A 23,182-nucleotide genomic window follows, 5' to 3' on the forward strand; every position below is an offset into this window, starting at 1 on the left:
CCTCACGTCAAGCGGGGGCCTTCTCGTGGTAGTTCTGCGACCCGCTGGGCGGCCTCGTCCGGTGGTGGCTCGGCAGGCCAGGGGAGTCCTCGGCGCCGTCCTGGACTGGTTTCTCATCACGATCCAGGGGAATGGAGCGCCAGTCTCGCCCGTGACGCCAGAACACGATCACCCCGTGAGGCCACGCAGGAAGGCTGGTGGTCCACCAGAAGGCTGTCCCGCGAGCTTCTTCGTGGCGCTCGTCGGGGCCGTGACCTCTTGCGATGCAAGCTGCGGTGAAAGCGGCATCGGCGGTACGTCGATCCCGCCAGAACAAAGCCACTGGCCGATCCTGTCGATGGCTTCAGCGAGTCTGCGATCTTGTGTCTGGCGATCTTGATCGGCAGGCTGTGCGGGTGCGTGCTGATCCTGTGCCGGATGCCCTGGGGGAGCGCGTCGTGCCGCTGCTGCCGCCCGTTTCCCGAGCGTCGTTCTCGGTACCCCGGACGTCCGCGCGTTCCGGACCGGATAGCGCTCGCAGGCGTGCTGTACGTGCTGCGGACCGGCGTTGCCCGGCGCGATGTGCCAGCAGAGACCGTGGGCGGCTCCGGAGTCACGGCATGGCGCAGGCTGCGGGATCGGACCGAGGCCAGGGTGTGGCCCCGACTCCATGCCGCCCTGCTGACCGAGCTTCGGCGAGCGAGCCCGCGCGGGCGCCTGCCGGGAGCACGGTGCCGGGCTCCGCCGTCCGCGGCGTGCCCGCAGCGCACGGCCGACGCCTGCTGCTGGTCCGTCTGCCCGAGCGCGAAGGAGGAGTCCGGGATTGCGGTACTGGAGGCCGTGGAGGCGGGCCTTCCGGTTGCGGGCCCCCGCCGCGGGGGCGTCGCGCACTGTCTCCGCGACCAGGTCAACGGCATCCTGCTGGACACCTCCGGCCAGGAGGGGCTGATGCGGGGCCCCGGCGTATCGCGGCGGTCCGCGACGACGACCGACGCCGGTGTACGCGGCCGCGGGCCGGAAGCTGGTCGCCGAGCGCTTCTCCGGGGCACGCATGGCGGACGAACTCGCCGCCGCGTACGACGACGCCCTGCGCACGCGCTGACAGCGCTGCCGAGCGGCCGCGCAAGGCCGACGAAGGCAAGGCCACCCCGTCACCACAGCCGCGTGCCGGGCCCGCCCTTGAACGGCCCGCGCACCTCCGAGGTGATCCAGCCGCCGTAGAAGTCGCCCTCCTGTGCTGTGACCTCCTCTCCGCCGACCGTGCAACGGTCCACGCGGCTCGGGTAGAAGGCGAAGAAATCGGTGAGGGCCGTGTAGCCGGGCTCGGGACGCGGGTAGCTCCACGCGGCGCGAGCGCGTACGTCGTCTCCCACGACGACGTCCCAGTAGCGGGCCGACCCCTTCCACTCGCACCAGGTCCGGCCGGAGACCGCCGGGAGCAGCAGCTCCGGGCGGACGTCCGCGGGAGGGACGTAGAACACCGGGGGATGACTGGTCTCCAGCACCCGGACGGCCCGCCGGGTCTCCGCCACCACCTGGCCGGCGCACTCGACCCGCACGAGGCTGTCGTCCTCCCGTACGGCGGGCGGCCGCGGGTAGTCCCAGACGGACTCCGGCGGCCGGGCGGGACGCGGCAGGGGGCCTTCCGGCAGCGGGTCCAGGTACACCCCGTCCGCGTAGCACCAGGCCCACTCCTGGCCGCCGGCCAGGGAGCGGGCCACGGGGTGGCCGCCGGACTCGGCGTGCGCCGTCGCGTGAGCACCGGGAGAGCTGTCGCTGCAGCCCACGTGCCCGCAGGTCAGGCAGAGCAGCAGATCCGCCGGCGCACGTCCGCGCGCCGTGCACGCCCGGCAGGTCTCGGTCAGCGGCGCCGGGTCGGCCGTCCAGGTGTGGGAGCAAGGATTCCCCGCCGGCCGTCCGCCGTCGTACCGGGGTGTCCAGCGCGTCATCGGTGACCACCCGCCGGTGAAGTGCTGTGCACGATCTCTCTCCTCCGTCGTCCTCGCTGTCCTCGTCCCTTGCTTCGCCCGCACCCCGCGCGCGGGATGCAGGTCGTGAGCAGGAGTGCGGCGCGTCGAGCACGGGGGACTTGTCATGGAGTGCGCTCCAAGTCATAGCGTCGGGGACGTAACGGCGCACAAGAACCAGGAAAGGCTGGGACAGGACATGCAGAAGCGTGGTCTGCGGGATTTGCAGGTGTCGGCCATCGGCCTGGGGTGCATGGGCATGTCGGCCTTCTACGGGTCCGCCGACGAGGCGGAGGCCGTGGCGACCATCCGGCACGCCCTCGACCTCGGCGTGGACTTCCTCGACACGGCGCAGATGTACGGGCCGCTCACCAACGAGTCCCTCGTCGGCGAGGCGATCCGCGGACACCGTGACGAGTACGTGATCGCAACGAAGTTCAACTACCGGATGGACGACGCCGTGCCGGGCGACATCAGCACGGTCGGTCCGCAGGACGGCTCGGCGGAGCACGTCCGCAGCTCCGTCCACGGTTCCCTCAAGCGGCTGGGGACCGACCACATCGACCTGTACTACCAGCACCGGGTCGACCCGAACGTGCCCATCGAGGAGACGGTCGGCGCGCTGGCCGAACTGGTCGCCGAGGGCAAGGTGCGCCACATCGGGCTGAGCGAGGCGAGCGCGCGGACCATCCGGCGGGCTCACGCCGTGCACCCGGTCACCGCCGTGCAGAGCGAGTACTCGCTGTGGTCGCGGGACGTGGAGGCCGAGGTGCTGCCCGCCTGCCGGGAGCTGGGCATCGGCTTCGTACCGTACTCGCCGCTCGGCCGCGGCTTCCTCGCCGGGCGGTTCAGCTCGCCGGACGAGCTGGACGCGAACGACTGGCGGCGCCAGAACCCGCGCTTCCAGGACTCCAACCTGGACGCCAACCAGCGGCTGGCGGCGAAGGTGAAGGAGATCGCCGCCGAGAAGGACGTGACACCGGCCCAGCTGGCCATCGCGTGGGTGCTGGCGCAGGGCGAGAACCTGGTGCCGATCCCCGGCACCCGGCGCCGCACCTACCTGGAGCAGAACGCCGCCGCGGCCGACGTCACGCTGACCGCGGACGACCTGGCCCGCATCGACGCGGAGCTGCCCGAGGCGGCCGGTGAGCGCTACGACGAGGCGGGCATGCGGTCCGTCAACCGGTAGCGGCGGGCACCCCGCGTCAACCGGTGATGGATACGGGGCCCCGGCCCCGCGTCCACCGTCCTGACCACACTCCGGCGCGCCCGGTCGGGGAGAGGGCGGGCGCGCACCGGGGCGGGCCCGCGAAAGGCTCATACCGCCATGGCCTCCTGCAGCCAGCGGGAGACCCGGTAGGGCAGCCACCACGCCAGTTCGCCGACGCGCAGGACGAGGTGCTCGGCGGTGAACTCCTCCAGGACGTCGGCCGGTACGTCCGCATGGTGCGCGCCCCGGTCGAGGAGGGCGATGGACTGCCGGTACTGCGGCTCGTCGGCGGTGAAGCGGCGCAGGTCCCCCCAGCGACGGTCCCGGATCTGGATGAACCCCGGCCCCTGGCGCCAGACGAGCTTGCACAGGTAGTGCCGGGTCCGCCAGGCGTGCAGGGCCTCGGCGGCGTCCTCGAGACCGGTGATCGTGCGGGGCGGGTGCAGGTGGGACAGCACCTTCCACTGGTGCGCGGACTCGCGCGGTGACAGGCGAAGGTCCCAGTCGACCGAGACGGCTCGCGCGGTCAGGTCGCGGACCAGACAGAGCCGGTCGACGGCCCCGCGCTGGTCCGCGGGGGCACCGGCGGACAGGTCGACGGCCGTGTCGAGCTCGGCGTGGCGCACGCCCAGGGCCCAGAGACGGCCGACGTCCTGGGTCCGCGGTGTCACCGGGAGGGAGCCCAGCGACATGCCCGGCAGGTCACGGGCCCGCGGATCGAGGTCGCGCCAGGCACGTATCCAGAGGTCCGGTGCGGTGATGGTCATGAGCGGTCCTTCGTCCAGGGAGGCGAGCCGGGCGGCCGGAGGGTGCGGGGTCGGCGCTCAGGACAGGGCGGGCGCGGGCTCGGCGCCGGCCTCGGTCGCCGCCGTGCTCTCGCTGCGGGTGTGGGCGTGGCGCATGTAGTCCAGGCGCAACAGGTCCTGGTTGACGGCGGCCGGGGCCAGATGCACGTACTGACCCGCGTCGGTGAAGACGACGCCCCGTGCGACCCACTCGCTCAGCAGGGCTTCGAGATCCTGTGGGGTGCATCGCGCGCCCGCGTCGGTGTCGGCGGCAGCCCGAAGTTTGCGGAGCAGCGCGGAGACGGTGTGCGGCTGGTCCAGGAGCCGGAAGAGCGCGGTCTCCCACGGATCGGTGAGCTGCATGGTCCGCCAGGCGAACGACGGCCTCCTGCTGACCAGCACGATCCGGTCGCCCAGGTCGGTGTGGGTCAGGCGGGCGTCGGCGTGGTGCTTCTTCCAGGCGGCGATCGCGTCGTTCAGGAGGGTGACCGTCGGCTCGGTGATACCGCGCTCGGGGGCCTGGAAGACGTAGGCCAGGTCGTGCAGTTCCGCCTCGGGCAGGTCGTAGGTGAACAGGTAGTGCTCCTCGGGCCGCAGCCCGGTGAATCCCAGCTCGGGGCGCTTGAAGTAGGGGCTGAACCGCTCGATGGCGATGCGTGCGGACAGGTCGACCGGTGGGTTCAGGTGTTCCAGGGCGGGGAGTTGCCGGACGACCGGTTCGTAGTCCTCCGCGGTCTCGCCGGGGAAACCGTGCAGGTAGTTCCACGACACCGACAGCCCGGTCTCCGCCGCGTCACGGAGCATGCGGACGTTCTGGCAGCCGCTCACTCCCTTGTCCATGAGGTCGAGGACGCGGCTGTTGAGGCTTTCGATGCCGGGCTGGACGTAGATGAGCCCCGCGTCCGCCAGAACCTGCAGCTGCGGGCGCCTCATGTTGGCCTTGATCTCGATGTGCATGCGCAGGTCGTAGCCGCTGTCGATGATGCGGGGCAGGACGGTGGACAGGTAGCGCATGTCCAGGATGTTGTCGACCACGTACATGTCGAGCACCCGGTGGCGCTCGGCCAGGTCCATGATCTCCTGGAAGAAGGTGTCGGGGCTCTTGCTGCGGAACTCCATGAACGAACCGTTCAGGCCGCAGAAGGTGCAGTGGTGCTTCTCCCCCCACCAGCAGCCGCGCGCGCCCTCGACGACCAGTTTGGGCTCCACCCAGTTACGGGCCACGGACGCGGCGAGACGCTCGAAGTAGCCGCTGTAGTCGGGGGCCAGGATCGCCGTCGGCGGCAACGGCCCGGTCGGCATCGGGTTGACCGTGTGGCCCGACTCCTCCGTACGGTGGCACAGTCCCGGGATCGAGGCCGTCACGGCGGGAGCGCCGTCCCGCAGCGCGCTGAGCAGCCGGGGGAAGGCGACCTCGCCCTCGCCGCGGACCACGTAGTCCACGAAGGAGAAGTTCCGGTGGACGGCGGCGCCCTGCTCGGCGTCGCAGTTGGCGCCGCCCATGACGGTCACGATGTGGGGGGCGAGACGTTTGATCTGCCGGGCCGCCGCCAGCGCCGCCGTGTTCTGCTGGAAGGTGGAGGTGAATCCGACCACGTCGGGCTCCCAAGCCACGACCCGGCGGGCCACCTCGGCGACGAACTCGGGGACGAGGCGGTGCAGTTCGCGCGTCATACGCATCCGGGAGCGGCGCAGCTTCGACGTCATCGCCTCGACGAACTCCGACTCCCGCCACTCCGGGTCGTCGTAGAGCGCCGAGGAGAACACCCAGTCACCACAGCCGAGGAAGTAGGAGGACAGGGCGTAGTAGTCGTAGTCCTCGGCCGTGAACTCCAGACGGTTCGTCATCCAGTCGGTGAACTCGAGATTGGCGTGCAGCACCTCGCACGTGGCGCCCTCGACGTGTTCGTCGACGCTTCGTTTCAGGATGCCGAGCGCCAGTGAGGGCAGATCGATCGGTGACCAGGGCATGTTGACGAGAAGAACACGCACGGTGGGCTCCTTGCGCACGGGCGGCTGGCGGGACGGGAGGCGCGGGGGAGAGCCCGGCCGGCCCCTGTCGGGTCGGACCGGCCGGGCCGTGACTCACTCCTCGTCGTCGCTCTCGGCGGCGTTGCGGAACGGGATGGTGATGGTGATGCCGATGCCCGGCTTGCGGTTCTCCTCGTCGCCGGCCAGCGGATCGTTGTGGATGATGTCCTTCTGCACGGTCTTCCTCCTTCTCGGGTCGGTGTGCGTGTACGTGTCCTTCGAGCGGGTGGTGCTGTGCACGACCCGGCCCCGCTGTGTCCTCAGCGGGGCCGGGGTCCTCCCGGACGGGCCGGGGGACGCGAGGGGGTGGGGGGTGCCGGCGCGGGCAGGTGGGTACGGAGGAAGGCCAGGGAACGGCGCAGGACCGCCACGTGCGCCGCACCGTCGTATCCGTCGTGTCCGGTGTCGAGCCACATCTGCTCGTGGGCCACGCCCGCGGCGGCCAGGGCGCGCAGGTAGGTACGGATCTGCTCGGGCGGGCACTTGACGTCCTTGTCGGCGCCGACCACGAGCAGGGGCGCCGTCACCTTCGCCGCGAAGGTGAGCGGCGAACTGCGGGCGTATCGTTCCGGCACCTCGTCCGGTGTCCCGCCGAACCAGCGGACGTCCAGGGCACGCAGGGCCGGCGTGGTCGTCCGGTGGGCGGTCACCCAGTCGGCCACCGGCTTGACCGCGACGCCGGCCTGCCACAGCTCCGGGCGGGTACCGAGGGCGAGCAGGACCAGATAGGCCCCCCAGGACACCCCCCACAGCGCCGTGGCCCTGTCGTCGACGAGTCCGCGACGGACCAGATCGGCCCGGACGGCGGCCAGGTCGTCCACTTGCGGATGGCCGACACCGGCCTCGACGGCGCGCCGCCAGCGGGGACCGTAGCCGGTGGAGCCGCGGTAGTTCACCCGCGCGACGGCGTAGCCGGAGGCCACCAGCGAGTGCACCGTGGCGTCGTAGGCGTCGCGGTCGTGGTCGGCGGGCCCGCCGTGCACCAGGAACACGGCCGGCGCAGGAACGGCACCGGTGCCCGCGGCCGCGCCCTCGGGCAGGCCGGCGGAACGCGGCAGACTGAGCAAGGTGTGGATCGAACCCTCCGGCGTCGGGGTCCACAACTCCGTGTGCCGCCCGGGCACCCGCGGCGAAGGGCCGTGCGCCGGCAGGGCGACGCCGTCGGTCGCCCGCAGGACGGGCGGGTGAGCGGTGTCGGTCCACAGGTAGTGCAGCCCCCCGCCCGGACGCGGGGCTGCGTCGAGAAGGCTGCCGGCCGGAGTGGTGACGACACGGCGGGTACGGGCGCGCAGCGACACCTGGTGCAGCAGTGACCGGCCGTGGCGCTCCTGGCGCACCAGCACCTCGTCGGTGTCGGGGTACCAGCGCGCGGTGATCTCCGTGTCGAAAGCGCACCACGCGTGGGTGACCAGACCGCGGCGTGGTGTCCAGGTCGCCAGCTGGTAGCGGTCCGCGCGTTCGTGCACCAGCAGCAGTTCGGACCGGCCGGGCCGCGGCGAGAAGCCACGGCACCACCATCTGCCGCCGGGGCGAGGCCCGGCGGCCCTCCACGGAGAGGCATCCGGCGCCGGCCCGTCCGGCGGGGGCCCGTCCGGCGGGGGCAGAACGGCGACGACCCGGCCCGTGGGGGTGACGACGGTGACGGTCGCGTCCCCGTCGGACACCGTGGTGAGAGCCACCAGATCGCCTTCCGGTGTGATCCCGCCCAGCCTGCCCTCCCCGAGGACGCGGAGGACCTGGTGCGGGACACGCCCTCGGCGTCCCATCAGCAGGCGCGTCACCCCGTCGGGGGTCGCGAGTGCCGCGGCGACCGTCCCGTCGGCCGTCACCGCCAGACCGCGCGCCAGCCCGGCCGGCGCGCCCGGCAGCCCGGGCAGCCGGCAGCCTCCGCCGAACGGCTGGAACCACCAGTGCCCCCGGCCGTCGGCGTCCTCGTCGAACCACCACACGTACGCGTCGGCGTCGACGGCGCAGTGCACCGTGCCCCCGGGCCGGTCGGTGACCTGCCGGGCGGTGCGGGTGGCCGCGTCCCAGGTGAACACCTCGCAGCGGCCGTCGGCGTCGGCCGTCAGCACCATGCGTCGCGCGTCGCGCGAGCACACCTCCGGCAGTGCGCCGAGGAAGACGCTGAAGGAGTCACTCATGGCCTTCCGCCGTCCCCGCGCCGGTCACGCCGCGCCCGCCCACCACTGCGGGGGCCCTCAGCTGCGTGTACAAAGCCAGCGCGCCGAGCACCGTGGTGCACAGCAGGGCGGGTGTACGGGGGCTCCAGGCGGTGACCAGCGCCGCGGCGAGCGCCGGCGCTCCGGCCGTGGCCAGCGCGGACACGGAGGCGAGCACGCTCGCGGTCCGCGACTGCAGGGCGACCGGCGTGGCGGCGACGGCGACACCGGCCAGGACCACGGTGATCAGCGGCAGCAGCAGGGACAGCCCGGCGAGCGCCACCGCCCAGCCGACCGCGCCGTCCGCCCACAGCAGCGAGCCGCACGGCACGGGCAGCAGCCAGGCGGCCAGGGTCAGCAGCCGGGCCGCACCGAGCCGTCGTACCGAGGGCGCCGCGACCAGCGCACCCAGCAGCCCGGCGGCGCCGGACCCGGCGAGGACCAGACCGGCGGCCGCGCTCCGCGCGTCGGCGCCGAGCTGGAAGAGCGCGGTGTAGAACAGCAGCGTGAGGGCCGCCCCCGCCGTCGACGTCCAGACCAGGACGAGCCGCAGGATCGGCGATCCGGCCACCGTCACCAGGCCTGCCCGCGCCGCCCGGAGCCGCTCGGCCCATTTCTCCCGGTGACGCCGACGGCCCTCGGGGCCGGCCGGCGCGCCCGGACCGGAGGCAGGTGTGTCGAGAGGGGTCCGGATGGCCCGCACCCCCAGCGCGGCCGCGCCGTAGGAGAGGGCGTCGGCCAGGAACGGCAGAGGCCGGGCGAGCTGGAAGAGGAAACCGCCGAGGGCCGGGCCCAGGACGAGGGTGAGCTGGTCGCCCACCTGCAGCCCGGCGGCCGCCCGGGGCAGTTCGTCGGTGGCGGCCAGATGGACGAGGGCTCCGCGTGACGCGGCCTCGTAGGCCACGGCGCACAGCCGCTCCGACAGGGCCAGCGTCACCACGACCCATAACGCGGGGCGGCCCAGACAGGCCAGGGCCAGTGCTGCCGTTCCCAGGGCCGCGCAGGCCGCCGAGCCCGTCATCAGGCGCCGCCGCCGTCCCCGGTCCGCCGGTATCGCCACGAGAGGCCCGAGGACGACCCCGGTCAGCGCGGCGGCACTGGCCAGCGACCCCGCGGTGCCGGGGCTGTGACCGAGCTCCAGGAGCAGCAGGGGGAGGACCAGCCCCGAGGCCTGGCTGCCCCAGTCCGTCGATCGCGTTGACCCACCACAGGATCCTGAGGTCCCGGTCTCCCCGCGCGGGCGGAGGCGTCGCCCGGACCGCTCGCCGGAGGCGGTGTCGCCCTTCGGCGGGAAGGGTCTCCTCGGGTGCCGGTGCCGGTGCGGGTGCGGGTGCGGGTGCGGGACGGCCGGAAGGCCGGCGGATCGGTGACGCGTCGACGTTCCCCACCCCCGTAGGCCCGGGAGCGCGCGCCGAAGCGCCGGCCCCGATGTGTGGAAACTGTGCGTGAAGCGTGAAAGTGAGCGGGAGCCTAGCCATGGGGTGACGTCGGCGACAAGTGCCGCACGGTGCCGAATCATCACCTGATACGACGACAAATGGCCGAGGAACGACTGGTCACGGACGTACGCCCCGCCGGTGCGGAATGAGTACGGCGGCCAGGACGGCATCGCGTCGGCGGGACTGACCCGGCTTCACATCCGCATATCGACGCCGTCACAGGTACCGGTCCCCCTCGCACGGTGCGTGATCCGGTGTCCGCGACCGCGGGGCGAGCAACGGTTGCGCGGCTGAACGCCGGAGATCGCGGACGGCGGAGACGGAGCGCGAGGCACACAACAGACGCGACCCGGGACCCCGTTCTTGACCCTCCGACGCCTTCAGGGCGCGGGGGCAGTATTGGCCGACAATCCCCTCTGCCGCCGTCTCCTCCTCCCCGAGGGGCGACGCCGGGGTGACGGATCACCTCGATCCAGGTGCAACCGGTGCGCCGTTTCATGCCGAAAGGCGCTGCGAGTGGCCGACATCCGGTGCCGCTCTGCCGGACGCGGCCACGCGTTCGCGGACTGGGAAAGGAACCGCCATGACTGTGAAGGGAGCCGCCATGAGGCTGAGGGACGCACTCCCCGTCGACCACAAGCCGGCCGCGGTCCACCGGTACGGTGCCGCTGTCTGCGGACTGGCCCTGCTGGTCTTCGGCGTGCTCGGATTCGCCGATGAACTGAGCCCGTTCGACACGGACGGGAAGACCATCGCGGGTATGTCGACCAACGGCGTGCTGAGCCTCGTCTCCGTCGTCGTCGGTCTGGCCCTCGTCGGCGGTGCCGTCATCGGAGGCAACGTCGCGTCCACGCTCGACATGGTTGTCGGGGTGCTGTTCCTGCTGAGCGGTTTCGTGCACATCTTCACCCTCGACCGGCCGGCCAACTTCCTCGACTTCGGTATGACCAACGTGGTGTTCAGCTTCGTGACGGGGCTGATCATCCTGACCTTCGGCATGTACGGGCGGGTTTCGAGCAGGCTGCCGTACGACAATCCGTACTGGCGCCGCCGGCACGCCCGTGACGTGGCCCGTGCATCCCTCGCCGCCCGCCGCAGGGCCGCCGCCGGACCCCTTCGCCTGACGACGGGCGGCTCGGCCCCTGAGCGTGCGCTCGCGGGGGAGCGCGATCTGGGCAGGGCATACCAGTAAGAAGACGCAGACGGGGAGAGGGGGAACCGTCCAGTGCGCGCGAAGGCTCAGACGTCGTCAGGCCCCCGAGCCGCGAGGGCCTGGAGCATGTCCAGGGCTTCGCCCAGGCCGCGGGGGCGCAGCAGCCCGTGCCGCCGGCTGCGCCCCCAGCCCGGACCGCTGATGAGCACGTGGCTCTGCGTCCGCGCACCGCGGATGCCCCAGCGCGTCGCGGCGATGTGCTGGGCCAGCGGCATGCTCACGGTGGAGGGCGACTGCGACCAGAGGACCACCGCGCTCGGTCCGACGCGCCGCACGGCGGCGATGAGTGCCTCCGCAGGGACGGCGCTGCCGAGCATGAGCGTCGGCTCGCCGCGCCCCGCCAGCGCGGCGTTCAACGCCTCCAGCGGCAGTGTGTGCTGCTCGCCCGGCAGACACGCCAGCAGCACCGGCGAGGACCGCGTACCCCGCAGCGAGGACGCGGCCTCCGCGTAGACATGGCGCAGCGTCGCCGAGACGTGCCACGAAAGAAGGTGCTCCACCTCGACGTACCGTTCGTCCGCCGACTGCCACTTGCGCCCGACCGCCTGCAGGGCCGGAGCCATGATCTCCTCCCATGCGACGACGAGACCGTGGGCGCGGATCGCCGACAGGAGTCGCTCCTGGACCGCGAGCGCGTCCATGCGGACGGCCGCGCGGGCGAGGCCCCTGCATTCCTGGCGTACGTCGCCGAGCGGCAGTCCGCTGCCGGACCGTGAGGCGTAGGGCGAGGCGGGAACGGCCGCCGGGTGGGCGGTGACGTCCCGGGCCGGTGCGCGGCGGCGCGCGGGCCCGGCCCCGTCGCCGGCCTGCTCCTTCGCCGCCTTCTGCGCCTGGGCTGCCTTCTGCGCCTGGGCTGCCTTCGCCGCCCTCGCGGCCTCCGCCGGCGGAAGACCTTCCGCCGTCAGACGGCACATCTCGAGGACCATGTCGACATCGCCGGGCGCCCACCTGCGGTGACGTCCCGTCGTCCGGGTGGCGGGCCCCAGCCCGTACCTGCGGTCCCAGGACCTCAGCGTCGTCGGGGAGACCCCGAGACGCCTGGCCAGCGAGCCGGTGGTCACCCCCGTCTGCGGGGGGACGTCCTCGCGGGACGCGGCACCGCCGGGTGCGTCGGTCATGATCGTCGGTCACCCCCTCCGGCCGCCTGCCGCTCGTTCCGTCGCGGCGACGAAAGTCCTTGACGCGCTTCTTCCGTCGAAGGCCGTCCCGCGGATGCACGGGACGGAGGGAGGACCGTGCAGCGCCCCGCCAGGCATTTCGATGCAAAGACGATGCGAGTTGTCCGGCGTGCATCGATTCCGCACGGTGGAGGAGTCGGAGTCGCTCCGGGCGACGAAGGGCTCAGCGGAGGAGAAGCCATGACGACCGCACTGCACAGCTGCTCGGCTCCCGGTGACCACCCCGCGCCCGGCGCGCCGCGCCGGGCACCGCTGGCCGACGCGGGCATCGACGGCGGAGACCTGGTGGACGGGTTCCTCGCAGGGGACGAGGAATGTCTGGAGATCGTCCACCGCCGCTGGAGCCCCCTCGTGCACACCCTCGCCAAGCGATCGCTGGGGGATGCACGCGAGGCGGAGGACGTCACCCAGGTGGTGTTCCTCGCCGCATGGCGCGGCCGGTCCGGATTCGCTCCCGACCGCGGCACCCTGCCCGGATGGCTCGTCGGTATCGCCCGCCGGAAGATCGCCGACGCGCTGTCGGCCCGAACCCGGCGGACCGAACTGGTGGCCGCCGCCGGGGCCGCGCTGCTGACGGCTGACGACGCGGCCGTACACCCGGAGGCGGCCGTCGAGCGCGCGCTGCTCGCGGACGAGCTGGCGCGGCTTCCGGTGTCGCAGCGCAGGGTGCTCAGCCTCGCCTTCTACGACGACCTGACCCAGACGCAGATCGCCGAACTCACCGGCTGGCCCTTGGGCACCGTGAAGAGCCACGCGCGCCGCGGTCTGCACAGGCTGGCCCGTCGGCTGGGGAAGGACAACGAGATCGTGGACTGTGCGTGACGACGGTGCGCAATCGATGCGCATCGCCCGAGGCGGGCCACCCCCGCGGCGCGGGCGCCGGTTCGACGAGGGCGCGCCGTCGCGTCGGATCGACCTCGACCTCCGTCAGCGTCGTCACCGCCGGAAGGCGCAGCAAGTAGCGGTCAAGCGATCAAGCGTTCAAGCGCGATAGGTGAACCGTCCGAGGTGGCGCAGAGCGGTCTCGCGCAGACGGTTCTCCTCGTTCGCAGACATCCGCGACATCTCCGTTCTCGGACCAGCCCGCCCCGACGTAGTTCTCGCCCAACGCGGATTCCGCCCACCCGCGGCCGTGATTTCGTCGTAGTGACATGATTTAATGTCAACATGACGATATCTGGAGGGTGGTCGTCGGCCCGGCCGGGCCGTGCCGCTTCCACTGCCGTAAGGGAGAACCCCGGTGACCACCACGCTCCGTCTCATCCCGCAGGACCCTCAGTGGCTGCACGACTTCTACACGACCGAGGAACGCCTGCTGGCGCCGTACCACGCGGCCTGGGCGGCACGGCAGAACGGCATCGCCGACGACATCGCGCCCGCCTACCCGCTAGGCCTGGAGAGACTGACCGGCCTGGACGCCATGGGCTCGCTGGACGCATGGAGCAACGTGCACCACGCGTTCCCCGGCATCCTGCGCAGCCGTCGGTCGCTGCGAGACCCCGGGCGCGATCCCGCGCACGGCAGCAGACTCCGTGCCCCCGACGGCAGACGCCTCGTCCCGCTCCACCCCGTCACCGTGGACGAGGAGGACCTGCGCGGCCTCCGGCGGGTACGACGGGCCCTGCGAGCCGGTGCGAAAGCCAACCCGTCGTTCCTGGTCACGCATCACCCCGACGGATGCGCGGACGTCGAGGTGGTGGCGAGCCCGAGGGACTACACCGGCACGGTCGACCGCACGGTGGCGGTCCTGAACCTGACCCCCGACGAGGACGTCGAATTGTTGGCCGTCACGCTCGCGCCGTCCCGCTTCGCCTCAGGCACCCGACGCGTCGACCTCACCACCGAGGAGTACGAGGCTTACGAGCGCTTCGTGGGCCGGCTGGCGACGGCCGCCACGGCCGGCGACTTCAGGGAGTCCGCGATGTTCCGGCTCCGTTACTGAGGGCTGAGGGCTGAGGCGTGTGTGCCGCACCCCTCGACAGGTGGGGCACCTGCGCGCGCCGTCTGTGACGCACCGGTTCTCTTCGCCTGCGCGGACCCGCACGGATGCGGCTGCCGTTCGGGCGCTTCCTTCCGCGACTTCTTCCGCAACTTTTTCTGCGACTTTTTCTGCGACTTTTTCCGGGCATCCGCGTCACAGCGGCGGCCGCTGCGGGTCCAAACGAGTACAGGCACCTCACCAACGAGCCACGGCAGGAAGGACTTCACCATGACCACGCAGACAGCGGTAGTCACCATGGATGTACGACATGGGCGGCGGGCTGTCCCGCACCATCGGCGCCGTCCGTGACTGGGTCCCCGGCGGTCGGCCCCACGTGGGCCGCGGGGTGAAGGTCGAGGTGGGCGAACGGCAGACGGCCATCGACGGGGCCGGTCGTCGAGGTGAACATCACCGTCGACGACGTCCGTCTGCCCGACGAGGAGGAGCCCTCCACGACCGCCGAGGCCCGTGTGGAGTAGCGGTACCGGTGTGGGTGGACGGCAGCTGATCCAGGTAGGAGGTGGACGGGCGTGAGTGCACCGTTCGTAGGGATGATCGCGGGGATGGCCGGCTGGGCGGCGGGCCGCTGGGCCGAGAGCGGTGGCGGCGTCCGGGACGTACGGGACGCGTTCGAGCGGGGCCGACGATGACCACGGCCGCGCAGCGGGCCACCACCACGGTCACGGACCGGGCCGTGCGCAGGACCGCCGAGCGGGCCGGTCTGCGCCTCGGCGCCGTACCGCAGCGCACGCCCCATGTCCGCTGACCCGTGCCCCGGCGACGCACGCCCCGCCGTCGCCCGCGCCGTCCGCTTCCGGCCGCCGGCCACCTGGTGGCCGGCGCTGCGCCGCACACCGGTCTCGCTGTGGAACGACGACATGGCGGACTACGCGGCGGCCCTGACGTACTACGCCATCCTCTCGGTGCTGCCCGCACTGCTGGTGACCGTCCTGTCGTTCGGCCTGATCAGCCCGGGCACGGCACAGGAGTTCGTCACCCATGTCACCGCGTACGCGCCCGCCGAGTCGGCGGGCGACCTGCACGCCGCCCTGTCCCGGATGCTCGGCGCGGACAGCGGGGCGTGGCCGCTGCTGGTGGCCGGTACCGTGAGCGCGCTGTGGTCCGCCTCCAGCTATCTCGCCGTCTTCCGCCGCGCCCTGCACCGGATGCACCGGGTCGAGGACCGGCGCTCACCGTGGCGCCGGGCCCACCGCATCGTGCTCACCGCTCTCGCCCTGCTGGTCCTGCTGCTGACCGGCTCCCTGGCCCTGCTGCTCACCGGGCCGCTGGCCGAGGACCTGGGCCGGGTATTCGGCCTGGGGGCCACGGTGGCCTGGGGGTGGAGCGTGCTGCGCTGGCCGCTGCTGCTGTGCCTGGTGGCGCTGCTGGTCGTCGTCCTCTTCCACACCGGCCCGGCCGCCGCCCGTCGGCGTGGCCACAGTCTGCCCGGCGGCGTCCTCGCCGCCGTCCTGTGGCTGACCGTCTCCACCGGTTTCGCCGTGTACGCCTCCACCCTGAGCGCGTACAGCAGGCTCTACGGCTCCCTCGCCGGCGTCGTCGTCTTCCTGATCTGGCTGTGGCTGTCCAACCTGGCCCTGCTCGGCGGCGCGCAGTTCACCGCCGAACTGGGCAAGGACGCGACCGCTCACAGCACCGGGACCGGTCTCTCCGCGTAGCCGGTCCGCCTGGGGGGGATCAGTCGGTGACGACCTGCGTGTTCTGGCACGCGGTCAGCAGCCAGCGGCCGTCGTGCTGCTTGGACATCACGTACAGCGGAGCACCTTCGCTCGCGTCGCCCGGCGGCAGATAGCGCTGACGTACCTTGACCGCCGCGACGTCCGGGCGGATGAAGAGCACGTGGACCACCTCGTAGCTGACCTCGCCGTCCCAGCTTGCCGCGGGGAGCACCTTCCGGGTGAACTGCGAGATCGCTTCGAGCCCGATGAGAACCTTGCCGTGGGCCGTCGTCCAGACCGCGTCCGGGTGGAACAGGGCGAGGAACTCGTCGGGGTCCTTGTGCTGCTGGGAGTGCTCGACGGTGGCAACGACCTGCTTGACGGCCTCGATGTCTGCGGCGTACGCCGTGGAATCCGTGTTCATGCCGACGATGGTGCAACCTCAACCATGCTTGAGATCAAGGGACCCGCACCTGTCTTAGGCTTCGGTGCCATGATCAGTGATCTCGGAATCACCCGGGTACAGGCCTTTCCCGTCGCACCCGTCGCACCCGTCGGCCTGAGCCGCCGGGCCCAGGGGTTCGTCGAGGTGAACGGCATCCGTGTGCCCCGGCAGGACATCCGGAGTCATCGTGACACGTGGATCGAACACGGTGTCCCCGCCGCGGAGATCGACCGGGTCGTGGCCTTCCAGGACCGCTGGGGCGGACTCGCCCTGCCGCCCGCCCCGTTCTACGAGGGCGGCCCGCGCATCCTGCGCGTCGGCTGCCCCGAGAGGCCGGTCGCCGGGGGCTGGTCGTTTCCGGCAGGCGGCTGCCGGGTGTCCATGGCCTACGGATTCATGATCGGTCCCGACGGCGCGTTCGGGATCGACGCCTCCCGCTGGACACCCCTGCATGCCAGCACAGACGGATGGGTGGAGTCCTTGGCGCTCGCCGCCCACGCCGGCCGCTGGGCCAGGACCGTCACGAGGATCAAGGGGAAGGCCGTCGACTCACTGGACCTCAGAGGGTACGAGCCGGTGCCCGAAGTGCAGGGGGTGACGGACACCTGGTGGCGAGGCAAGGACTCGCTCATCGCCCTCTACCGAGGCGAGGCGATAGGCCTCGACGCTCCTCGGTGCCTGGAAGCCCACGTCTACGAAGGCCTCGACGAGTGGGGAATCCACGGCGGTTGACCACCTGTCGGTTTAGTGGGTACCGCCGTCCGGGCGGGCGAGTACGGTCCCCGGTGCGACCCCGCACGCGGCCAGCAGCTCCGCCGCCCGGTTCTCCTCCTCAGCACCACCAGCACGGAGGTGTACGCCGAGAGCCCTCGGGGTCAGCGGTCCTGGGAGAGTCGCAGGAGTTCGGCGAAGGTTCCGCCGGCGTGGACGAGGTCGTCGTACCGGCCCTGCTCGGTGATCCGGCCGTGCTCCATCACGACGATGTGGTCGGCGATCTTGGTGTTCTCCAGGCGGTGGGTGACCACGATCGTGATGCGTTCGGCGGCGATGGCCTTGATCTCTTCGAAGATCCGGTGCTCACCGCGCGGGTCCATCTGGGAAGTCGGCTCGTCAAGAATCAGCAGCCCCGGGCGCCGGTACAGGGCCCTGGAGCACGCGATGCGCTGCCACTGACCGCCGGAGAGCTCCGAACCGCCGAAGACCTCGCGGGACAGCAGCGTGTCCAGCCCCGCGGGGAGGTCGTCGACGGCTTCGCGCAGGCCGACCGCGTCGATCGCCTCCCAGACCGATGCGTCGTCATGTGTGCGGGGCTGACCGAGGGTCACGTTCTCACGGACCGGCATCGGCCACTGGGCGAAGATCTGCGGCACCAGCCCCGTCCGCGCCCACACGTCGGCCGGATCCATCCCGGCCAGGTCGGCGCCGTTCCAGGTGACCTTGCCCTTGTCCGCCAGGTAGATGCCGGTGAGCAGGCGGGTGAGCGTGGACTTCCCGGAGCCGTTCGCCCCGACGATCGCGAGGATCTGACCGTGCTCCAAGGTGAGGGAGACACCGTCGACGGCGGGCTTGTCCTTCCCGGGGTACTGGTAGACGACCTCCTCGAGCCGGATCTGCTCGATCCGGTCGCCGGGCCTGCCGGGACCGCGCCTGGGCGTGCGGGCCGCGGTGTCGTCGAGGAAGGCCTGCATGTCGCTCAGGTAGAGGCTGGTGTGGAAGACCGCGGCGCCGTTGATGACGAGCTGGGAGAGCGCGGCGAGCGTGGTCTGCACGGCGATGACCGCCGTGGCCGCGACGGCCAGGTCGATCCGGCCCGACATCGCGAGCCACGCCAGAGCTCCCCAGGTCGCCACGAGGAACATGCCGCCGACCGACGCGCAGAGCAACGCGATCCGCAGGGTCCGCGGCGCGGCGGCCAGAGTGCGCCGATCGCACCGGTCGGACAGGGCCCGGTACCAGTAGACGAGGTAGTCGGTCATCGAGTTGGCGCGGACCTCGTCGCCGTACTTCGACGTGGTCGCCCACCAGCGCATCATCCCCCGAACGTTGCGGTCGGCGACGTTGGCGTAGTGGATCTCGTAGTCGACCCGGGCGGTCAGGACCGCCCCCACACCGGCCGGCAGCACCGCGAGCAGGAGCAGCGGCAGCATCAGCGGGTTCAGCACCGACAGCACTCCGCCGGCGGTGACCATCCGGATCAGCGCGGACAGGAACCGCTGGGCGTCGGTGACCATCACCTGGGTGCGGATCACCCCCATCTCGGCCGCCTCGTGCCGGTCGGAGAAGCCCTCCTCCGCGTACGCGGACGCCTCCACCCGGCACACCGCCTCGACCAGGGCGCTGTCCGTCTCCGTCGTCAACCGCGGGGTGATCCGCCGTTCCGCGTACGTCGCCACCGCCGCCGCGCCCCGACCCAGCGCCGCGGCCAGCGCGACCACCACCAGCGCCGGCAGGGCACCGTGCAGCCGGTCGCCGGCGGACCCGTCGCCCAGGACGGGCCTCATCGCGCGAGCGGTGGCGGTCAGCAGTACGGCGGCCGAGATGCCCGTGACGGCCTGGCAGCAGAGCAGCAGCTGCACGGCCCGCCGGTCGGTCCGCCACGTCAGCCGGGCGATTCGGCCCAGGACGGCAGGGATCTGTCCGCACATCCGCCGGAAGGACGCCTCGGCGAGCGGATTGACGGAGTACTGCCCGCTGTAGCTGATCTCCGCCGGCGGTGGCGGAGGAGGCGCAGGGGTCTGCTGTGCGTTCGTAGCGGAAGAGGTCAACGTGGTTCCCCCTTGCAGTCGTTCAGCGTGTTCCCGAGGCTCAACGACTCGGCCGGGATATCGAACGCATGTGTTTCGGTCGGTCCGGGAATCCCTGAATAGAGCGGGTGACGGCGGATGGCGGATGCACGGACCCAGCCCTCGCAACAGGTCTGCGTTCCAGGGCGGTTGGCCGAATCGCCGACGACGGCGCTCGCGACGCCGGCGGACGGGATCTGTACGACAGCACCGCTTCACCGGTCACCCGCTCACCGGTCACCCGCTCACCGGTCACCCGCTCGCCGGTCACCCGCTCGCCGGAGGGAGTGGACGGGGATGTTGCCGGATGCGGGCGGCCGACCGGGCCGTGCACAGCCGAGGTTGCGCTCGTCGGCCGCCGCGCACCTCGTGCGGCGTGGCATGAAGGCCCGCATCGGGAGGGCTGTTGGAACGCTTGGTTTTCCTTAGGCTTTGAGACATGAGTCTGCGTCTGGGCACTGTGATCCTGCCGTACCGTCGCTGGTCGGACGGGGGGCGCGAGGCATGGCAACGGGCGGAGCAGCTCGGCTTCGACGCCGCGTACACCTACGACCACCTGTCCTGGCGGAGCTTTCGGGACATGCCGTGGTTCGGTTCCGTGCCGACGCTGGCGGCTGCCGCGAGTGTGACAGAGAGGATGCGCTTGGGGCCTCTGGTGATGTCGCCCAATTACCGGCATCCGGTGCCGTACGCCAAGGAGCTGATCTCCCTCGACGACCTCTCCGGCGGCCGCTTCGTCCTCGGTATCGGCGCGGGCGCTCCGGGCTTCGACGCCACCGTGCTCGGCCAGCACCCGTGGACGCCTCGCGAACGGGCCGACCGGTTCGCCGAGTTCGTCCAGCTCCTGGACCGGCTGCTGACCCAGGACTCGGTGTCGTACGAGGGCGCCTTCTACTCGGCGCACGAGGCGCGCAACATCCCGGGCTGTGTGCAGCGCCCCCGGCTGCCCTTCACGGTGGCCGCGACCGGGCCGCGGGGACTGCGACTCGCGGCGCGGTACGGACAGGCGTGGGTGACCGCCGGCGTCCCCGAGCTGTACGAGAACGGCACGCGCGAACAGTCGGTTCAGGCCGTTCGCAGGCAGGTGGAGAGGCTGACCGGCGCTTGCGCCGAGATCGGCCGGGACGTGGCCGGGCTCGACAAGGTCCTGCTCACCGGGTACACCGCGGACCGTGCGCGTCCGCTGGAGTCCCTTGATGCGTTCGTCGACTTCGCGGGGCGGTACCAGGAGCTCGGATTCACCGAGATCGTGATGCACTGGCCGATCCCGGACTCGGAGTTCGCGGCCGACCAGAAGGTCTTCGAACAGATCGCCACCGAGGCGCCGGCACAGCTGGGGTGACATGCCTGTGTGTGGGGCGGCGATGCCGGGACGCGCTGTCAGCCGGCGATCAGCACGGTCGCCTCGCCCTTGGTCGTGGTCAGGGCGCGTGCCGGGCGTCGTGCCGCGGGCCGCACCGTCTGACGCGGTGTCGGATCCGGAATCCCGGTATGGCGGCGCCGGGGTGCCCGACAGACTGCAAGGAGCCAAATTCCTTGCGTCTGAAGGGAGTTGGCGAGCGGATTGCAGCCCTCTTGAAAAGTCGTGAGGGGCCGGTACCTTGATACGGCAGTCATCGGTGACGGAGGTCGCATGGGGGACAGCGGGGGAAAGGGCACAGCTGTGTCGGCGCATCTCGACCTCGTGGAGTCGGAAGCCGTGCACATCCTCCGGGAGGTGGCGGGCGAGTTCGAGAAACCGGTGATCCTCTTCTCCGGCGGCAAGGACTCCACGGTGATGCTGCATCTGGCGTTGCTGGCGTTCGCGCCCGCTCCGCTGCCCTTCACCCTGCTGCACGTGGACACCGGACACAACTTCGGCGAGGTCCTCGACTTCCGTGACCGGATCGTGGCGAAGCACCGTCTGCCCCTGTGCGTGGTATCGGTACAGGAGTACATCGATGCAGGACAGCTGCGCGAGCGCCCCGACGGCACCCGCAACCCGCTGCAGACGGTGCCGTTGACGGACGCCATCCGGCGGCGTCGGTTCGACGCCGTGCTCGGCGGGGCCCGGCGGGACGAGGAGAAGGCCCGGGCGAAGGAACGGGTGTTCTCCCTGCGAAACGAGTTCTCCCAGTGGGATCCGCGCCGGCAGCGCCCGGAACTGTGGGAGCTCTACAACGGTAGGCATGCCCCCGGTGAGCACGTCCGGGTCTTCCCGCTGTCCAACTGGACCGAGCTGGACGTGTGGCAGTACATCGCTCGGGAGGGCATCGACCTTCCGGACATCTACTTCGCACACGAGCGTGAGGTCTTCCTCCGCGACGGCATGTGGCTCGCGCCCGGACCGTGGGGCGGCCCGCGCGAAGGCGAGGCGGTGGAGAAACGATGGGTCCGGTACCGGACCGTGGGAGACATGTCCTGCACCGGCGCCGTCGACTCGGATGCCGCCGACGTCGACGCGGTGATCGCCGAGGTCGCCGCCTCCCGGCTGACCGAACGCGGCGCGACGCGCGCCGACGACAGGCTGACGGAGGCCGCGATGGAAGACCGCAAGCGCGAAGGGTACTTCTAGCCGTGCCCGGCCGCACCGAGCGGCTCGGCGGGACGACGCTGCTGCGTTTCGCGACCGCCGGCTCCGTCGACGACGGCAAGTCGACGTTGATGGGCCGACTGCTGCACGATGCGAAGGTGGTGCCCCAGGACCAGTGGGAGGCCGTCGCGCGGAGCTCCGCCGACCGCGGGCAGACATCCCCGGACCTCGCGTCACTCACCGACGGCCTGCGTGCCGAGCGCGAGCAGGGCATCACCATCGACGTGGCGTACCGCTACTTCACGACCGCGCGACGCCGTTTCATCATGGCCGACACACCCGGACATGTGCAGTACACCCGGAACATGGTCACGGGCGCGTCCACGGCCGACCTGGTCCTGCTGGTGGCCGATGCCCGAAACGGGGTGGTGGAACAGACCCGCCGGCACGCGGCCGTCGCCGCCCTGCTGCGGGTGCCGCAGCTGGTCCTCGCCGTGAACAAGATGGACCTCGTGGACCATGCGGAAGCCGTGTTCACCCGGATCGCGAAGGAGTTCGGCGCGTACGCGGCCGAGTTGGGCATCCCGGAGGTCACCGCCGTCCCGACCGCGGCGTTGTTCGGCGACAACGTGGCGACGCCGTCCGCGGCCATGGGGTGGTACGACGGCCCCACCGTGCTGGAGCATCTGGAGACGACCCCTGTCGGTGACGATCCGACCGCGCGCCCGGCCCGCTTCCCCGTCCAGTACGTCATCCGCCCCCGGAGCGCGGAACACGCCGACTACCGCGGCTACGCCGGCCGGCTCGCCTGCGGAGTCCTGCGCGTCGGCGAGCCCGTCACCGTGCTGCCCTCGGGCCGTCCCTCGGTGATCGCCGGTATCGATTCGCTGCGGGGACCGGTGGACACCGCGCGGGCGTCCCAGTCCGTCACCCTCCGCCTCGCCGACGACATCGACGTCTCCCGCGGCGACCTGATCGCGCCGACCGCGGCTGTCCCGCACCTCACGCGGGACGTGACCGCGACGGTGTGCCACGTTGCCGACCGGCCCCTCATGATCGGCGCGCGTGTGCTCCTCAGGCACACGACCCGCACCGTCACCGCCGTCGTCCGGGACATCCCTTCGCGACTCGCCCTCGACGGCCTCAGCGAGCACCCCCGACCCGGACGACTCGTCGCGAACGACATCGGCCGGGTCGTCGTACGCACCGCGGAACCGCTGGCACTCGACGCATACGCCGACTCCCGCAGCACCGGCTCCTTCCTGCTCGTCGACCCGGCGGACGGTGCCACCCTGACCGCGGGCATGGCAGGCGAGGCCTTCACCCGGCGCCGCGCGCCCGACGCGCCGACGGCGGAGCGACGACGTCCGACGGGCTCCGCCCGGACAGGGGAGGAACAGTGCTGATCGCCGATGTGCTCCCGCCCAGAGGCGCTGTCATCGAGAGGCGAGGGGGCGCCGACGCCGAAGGCGCGCTGTTCCCCCGGCAGGCATCCTCGATTGCGCTGCGGCCGCCGGAGCCCGACGGCCTCCTGGACGAAGGACACCCGGACCGTTTGCTGCCCAGCGCCGAAGAAAGTGTGTGCGGGACCTGGTATCCGCTCACCGGGGACGAACTCGGCTGCCACGAGGCCGTGAACATGGTGAGCCGGGGGCCCGGCGGTGCCGAGGGGGGTCGCGTCGTCGCCCGTCGCTCCCGCAGAGCACCCGGTGTTCCGGAGACGGCGGCCGGGCGATGGGCCGCAGACGGGTCCGTGACCGTCACCGCGGCCGTGCCCGCCCGCGGGTGACGGAGGCTTTCCCCATGATTTCCGGGGAATTC

At 71.7% G+C, this 23,182-nt stretch carries 18 protein-coding genes and 2 pseudogenes; 11 read left to right on the forward strand and 9 right to left on the reverse strand.

Translation table 11 applies throughout. The annotated features are described in order from the left end of the window. Positions 1–362: 362 nt before the first annotated feature. Positions 363–678, forward strand: a pseudogene (locus tag U5640_RS43400) (transposase); the annotation flags it as partial. A gap of 452 nt (positions 679–1,130) precedes the next feature. Here the strand turns inward: U5640_RS43400 and U5640_RS43405 are convergent. After that, the gene (locus U5640_RS43405; protein ID WP_340384728.1) at positions 1,131–1,928 is read right to left on the reverse strand and encodes a DUF427 domain-containing protein; all 798 of its coding nucleotides are present in this window, start codon (positions 1,926–1,928) and stop codon (positions 1,131–1,133) included. A 217-nt stretch (positions 1,929–2,145) separates the two neighbouring features. On the opposite strand from U5640_RS43405, the gene U5640_RS43410 reads away from it, so the two are divergent. Next, a complete protein-coding gene (locus tag U5640_RS43410) occupies positions 2,146–3,135 on the forward strand; it encodes an aldo/keto reductase (protein ID WP_340384730.1) in 990 nt (329 codons plus the stop codon). Positions 3,136–3,263: 128 nt separating this feature from the next. Here U5640_RS43410 and U5640_RS43415 read toward each other — a convergent pair whose 3' ends face one another. The 5 genes from U5640_RS43415 to U5640_RS43435 all read right to left on the reverse strand — a co-directional run bounded on the left by U5640_RS43415 (position 3,264) and on the right by U5640_RS43435 (position 9,743). Then, positions 3,264–3,923, reverse strand: coding sequence for a DUF5825 family protein (locus U5640_RS43415; protein ID WP_340384732.1), 660 nt, complete (start codon positions 3,921–3,923; stop codon positions 3,264–3,266). Between the two features lie 57 nt (positions 3,924–3,980). Further along, the gene (locus tag U5640_RS43420; RefSeq protein WP_340384734.1) at positions 3,981–5,933 is read right to left on the reverse strand and encodes a RiPP maturation radical SAM C-methyltransferase; all 1,953 of its coding nucleotides are present in this window, start codon (positions 5,931–5,933) and stop codon (positions 3,981–3,983) included. Positions 5,934–6,026: 93 nt separating this feature from the next. Then, positions 6,027–6,149 (reverse strand): hypothetical protein, encoded by a 123-nt coding sequence (locus tag U5640_RS43425; protein WP_266720057.1) that lies wholly within the window; start codon positions 6,147–6,149, stop codon positions 6,027–6,029. Positions 6,150–6,232: 83 nt separating this feature from the next. After that, complete coding sequence (locus U5640_RS43430) at positions 6,233–8,116, reverse strand: alpha/beta fold hydrolase (RefSeq protein WP_340384739.1); 1,884 nt, start codon at positions 8,114–8,116, stop codon at positions 6,233–6,235. Further along, a complete protein-coding gene (locus tag U5640_RS43435; RefSeq protein ID WP_340384741.1) occupies positions 8,109–9,743 on the reverse strand; it encodes an MFS transporter in 1,635 nt (544 codons plus the stop codon). Before U5640_RS43435 ends, U5640_RS43430 begins: the two co-directional genes overlap by 8 nt. A 434-nt stretch (positions 9,744–10,177) precedes the next feature. Between U5640_RS43435 and U5640_RS43440 the strand changes: the two genes are divergently transcribed. Then, positions 10,178–10,765, forward strand: a complete 588-nt coding sequence (locus tag U5640_RS43440) for a DUF4383 domain-containing protein (protein ID WP_340385685.1) — start codon at positions 10,178–10,180, stop codon at positions 10,763–10,765. A gap of 47 nt (positions 10,766–10,812) precedes the next feature. Here the strand turns inward: U5640_RS43440 and U5640_RS43445 are convergent, their stop codons facing one another. Further along, positions 10,813–11,904: a MerR family transcriptional regulator gene (locus U5640_RS43445; RefSeq protein WP_340384743.1), complete on the reverse strand. Its 1,092-nt coding sequence runs from the start codon at positions 11,902–11,904 to the stop codon at positions 10,813–10,815. 240 nt (positions 11,905–12,144) lie between these two features. On the opposite strand from U5640_RS43445, the gene U5640_RS43450 reads away from it, so the two are divergent. From U5640_RS43450 to U5640_RS43465, 4 genes and pseudogenes are all read left to right on the forward strand, one after another. Continuing rightward, complete coding sequence (locus tag U5640_RS43450) at positions 12,145–12,786, forward strand: sigma-70 family RNA polymerase sigma factor (RefSeq protein ID WP_340384745.1); 642 nt, start codon at positions 12,145–12,147, stop codon at positions 12,784–12,786. A gap of 418 nt (positions 12,787–13,204) precedes the next feature. Continuing rightward, positions 13,205–13,906, forward strand: coding sequence for a hypothetical protein (locus tag U5640_RS43455; protein WP_340384747.1), 702 nt, complete (start codon positions 13,205–13,207; stop codon positions 13,904–13,906). Between the two features lie 292 nt (positions 13,907–14,198). Continuing rightward, positions 14,199–14,424 (forward strand): annotated as a pseudogene (locus U5640_RS43460) (Asp23/Gls24 family envelope stress response protein); the annotation flags it as partial. A 276-nt stretch (positions 14,425–14,700) separates the two neighbouring features. Next, the gene (locus U5640_RS43465; RefSeq protein WP_340384749.1) at positions 14,701–15,621 is read left to right on the forward strand and encodes a YihY/virulence factor BrkB family protein; all 921 of its coding nucleotides are present in this window, start codon (positions 14,701–14,703) and stop codon (positions 15,619–15,621) included. A gap of 19 nt (positions 15,622–15,640) precedes the next feature. Here U5640_RS43465 and U5640_RS43470 read toward each other — a convergent pair whose 3' ends face one another. Further along, complete coding sequence (locus tag U5640_RS43470; protein WP_340384751.1) at positions 15,641–16,045, reverse strand: SgcJ/EcaC family oxidoreductase; 405 nt, start codon at positions 16,043–16,045, stop codon at positions 15,641–15,643. A gap of 69 nt (positions 16,046–16,114) precedes the next feature. Between U5640_RS43470 and U5640_RS43475 the strand changes: the two genes are divergently transcribed. Next, the gene (locus U5640_RS43475; protein WP_340384753.1) at positions 16,115–16,798 is read left to right on the forward strand and encodes a hypothetical protein; all 684 of its coding nucleotides are present in this window, start codon (positions 16,115–16,117) and stop codon (positions 16,796–16,798) included. A gap of 143 nt (positions 16,799–16,941) precedes the next feature. On the opposite strand, the gene U5640_RS43480 is transcribed toward U5640_RS43475, so the two are convergent. After that, positions 16,942–18,831: an ATP-binding cassette domain-containing protein gene (locus U5640_RS43480; protein WP_340384755.1), complete on the reverse strand. Its 1,890-nt coding sequence runs from the start codon at positions 18,829–18,831 to the stop codon at positions 16,942–16,944. 457 nt (positions 18,832–19,288) lie between these two features. Between U5640_RS43480 and U5640_RS43485 the strand changes: the two genes are divergently transcribed. The 3 genes from U5640_RS43485 to U5640_RS43495 all read left to right on the forward strand — a co-directional run bounded on the left by U5640_RS43485 (position 19,289) and on the right by U5640_RS43495 (position 22,767). Further along, complete coding sequence (locus U5640_RS43485; RefSeq protein WP_340384757.1) at positions 19,289–20,191, forward strand: LLM class flavin-dependent oxidoreductase; 903 nt, start codon at positions 19,289–19,291, stop codon at positions 20,189–20,191. A 291-nt stretch (positions 20,192–20,482) separates the two neighbouring features. Next, positions 20,483–21,403 carry a sulfate adenylyltransferase subunit CysD gene (gene cysD / locus U5640_RS43490; RefSeq protein WP_340384759.1) on the forward strand — a complete coding sequence of 307 codons (921 nt, stop codon included), beginning with the start codon at positions 20,483–20,485 and terminating at the stop codon, positions 21,401–21,403. 2 nt (positions 21,404–21,405) lie between these two features. Beyond that, positions 21,406–22,767, forward strand: a complete 1,362-nt coding sequence (locus tag U5640_RS43495; RefSeq protein ID WP_340384761.1) for a GTP-binding protein — start codon at positions 21,406–21,408, stop codon at positions 22,765–22,767. Positions 22,768–23,182 lie beyond the last annotated feature (415 nt).

It is taken from the genome of Streptomyces sp. SS7 (assembly GCF_037993025.1).
Taxonomy (GTDB): domain Bacteria; phylum Actinomycetota; class Actinomycetes; order Streptomycetales; family Streptomycetaceae; genus Streptomyces.